Genomic DNA, 2613 nt, shown 5'->3' on the forward strand with positions numbered 1-2613 from the left:
TGTTGCTTTAAAATAAAGTTTAATCAAAAATACCTCCCAAGCCAGCGTTTTACGATAAATAAAAGAATCAATTTTGAAAAAAGATTGATCAAAATTGATTCTTATCCAACAGATTTAAGTTTCGGTTTTATAAAAAAGTTTGATCATTTTCTATGTATTTCTCCACAATCACGCCCTTTTCTAGAACAATTATATAACCTAAAATTCTTCATTTTTAATTTTGCTCTTGGAGATCCCCCAAAAAAAGAGTCCATAGAATAGACTCTTAAAATCGAGAATTAATTTTCCTGTAACTCTTTCACTTTTCTGTAAAATCTTATCTTTTTATCTCCTGTCGGAGTCAATGATTCTCATTATGAGAATCAAAAAGCATTAGATATGCAAAAAACTCAGATGTTTCTTGATTAACATGAGGTGTGTCGATTCCACGTTCAATAATCATATCAACTTTTAGTTCTTCGTAATTGGAGGTTATTGCATTTAACTGGGATTCAATAATGACAAGTATTCTTTCATTATCAGATGTAATCCCCATATGATTGTAGTAATGATCACTTTTTTCATTTCTTACTACTTCATACGAAATGAAATTTAAGTTATCCAAGTTAGATTTTATAGGGTCGTTTTTGTGTACATTAATATAGTTAAGCATTGTCATTTTTAAGAAAATAGCTTCGGATTCTGATAATTCTGTTTCGACAATATCTAATTTTTTTTGAAATGCGGAGATAACGTCATTAACTGATTGTAACGGTCGAATCTCATGGGAATATTGCTGCTTCAAATATGCTTTGTACTCAACATGGTCCACGTAATCACCTCATTAAAATAAGAAATGAAAGATGCTCTAGAGAACATTTCGATATTATTACTATCTCATATAATCTTATAGGGTACTTTAACTATACTAACAGTTACTTCTAATCTGTACCTTAGTTTCTTTAATTGAGCTTCTTGAATAAGCCATGATGTTTGCTGTGAATCAATAAGTATATAGGTTTATCGAATTGGCCATTTTCCAATATTCCCCACCTAATAAAGTCGTTCCCGCATTTTCCCCATATTCATCTAATTTTTGTTCAGATTTTACAACCATTTTGGACTAAAAAAGTCGTTCTAGAGTAGTGTTAAGGGATTAGGTTTTAGGGGAAAAGAAAAAGGAATAAAGGCTCGAAAACCCTTATTCCTTCTGGCTTTTTTCAATTTTATTCACATTCTTATACTTCCTATTTCTTCCTTAACCCTTGTTTCTACTCTACCGACTTTTTTTGTCCTGAACCGAGTTTTTTTGGTTAGGAACGAGTTTTTTGGGTGAAGACAAAATCTGCATTTATTTTGTTAAAAATTAAAAACCTTGGTACAGTAACAATTGCACTGTACCAAGTGTTAAATTAGAATAAAGTTTGCAGAAGCGAGGAATCACGTTCACCCCTTGCCACATATGACTTCAAAGGCATTACCCAACTTTTTTAATGAGAATAAAGTTTGCTCAAAGATTTGCCCGTTTTCAGCAGAAAAGTAATTCTAAAAATAAAAAAGATAAGAATAAAGTTTGCTTAAACATAGTGGAGAGATCACCATCTAGAGGAGTGACCAAAACCCAATTAGGGCACCTAACGGTGCCCCCTGTACCATAACCGATTCTTGCCTTCTAATGAGGTGCCTATGCAATTGTACTTTTTAAATTTGTTGGAATTGCCGAAATTGGTGGAGGGGGATCTTAATTGGCTATGGTTAAGAGAAGATAAGCCATTAATGGGGTGTTTTCGGAGGAGTTGACTTGGCGTAATAAGGTGGTAATTACTACATTTCGAGCATTCCCATGCGGAGTATATGCTGCTATGGAGGAGTCCTTCCGTATTTGAGGATGGGGTATACCTTATTTATACGATTGGATAGATGCTGGTATCTGTTTAGTGGGTGTTTCAGTAATGATATTCGCACCTCGCCAATAAATGAGGTATCGAAGATACCTTTAACCCATCGGCCTCATACATAGCACCTTACGGTTTCTCATATACCACCGTCAATCCCATACTTTCCACGTTACCCATACATAATTATTTATTTTTATTATTATTTATTTTTTTATGGGCGAGTGCTTAAGTCTGAAGCATGGTGTACCTTCATGGACGTGGACTTCTCTTGAAAGAGGAAGCACTCTACTATACCTTGCGGTTTCCCCTGTACCACCGCCATTCCCATACTTACCTCGTGGCCCATACCTATTTATTTATATATATTTATTTTTAAGGGCGAGGACCTTGCTTGGGGCTTGTTACACGTTACTGGACGTGCGCTTCCCTTGAAAGATGAGGCACACTACTATATCTTACGGTTTCCCCTGTACCACCGTCATTCCCCATACTTACCACTTGACCTCTGCCTAATTATTTATATATTTATTTTTTTATGGGCGATGACCTATACGGTATTACCCAGCCCGTAAGTGTCACCTTGTCCCTCTCGAAAACCCTTTGGTAGCCCACAATAAACATAAAAAAGCCTCGTGAATATACCCATACTCTGGATACACCCACGAGACTTTAAGCAAACTTTTTTCTTCTTAAGCAGACTTTTTTCTCATTCTGCAAACTTTATTTTTATTTAACA

The 2613-nt window shown here is 35.1% G+C and carries 3 protein-coding genes; 2 read left to right on the forward strand and 1 reads right to left on the reverse strand.

What is annotated here, in order from left to right; all coding sequences use genetic code 11:
- On the forward strand, positions 1-261 hold a 261-nt coding region (locus ADJ83_RS25995), incomplete at its 5' end, for a hypothetical protein (protein ID WP_048717785.1).
- 79 nt (positions 262-340) lie between these two features.
- Here ADJ83_RS25995 and ADJ83_RS11445 read toward each other — a convergent pair.
- On the reverse strand, positions 341-811 hold the full coding sequence (locus ADJ83_RS11445) for a hypothetical protein (RefSeq protein WP_031539375.1): 471 nt from the start codon (positions 809-811) through the stop codon (positions 341-343).
- Positions 812-1874: 1063 nt separating this feature from the next.
- Here ADJ83_RS11445 and ADJ83_RS26855 point away from each other — a divergent pair.
- Positions 1875-1955, forward strand: coding sequence for a hypothetical protein (locus ADJ83_RS26855; protein WP_311226016.1), 81 nt, complete (start codon positions 1875-1877; stop codon positions 1953-1955).
- The last annotated feature ends 658 nt before the right edge of the window (positions 1956-2613 follow it).

Source organism: Bacillus sp. 522_BSPC (assembly GCF_001076885.1).
Lineage (GTDB): Bacteria > Bacillota > Bacilli > Bacillales > Cytobacillaceae > Niallia > Niallia hominis.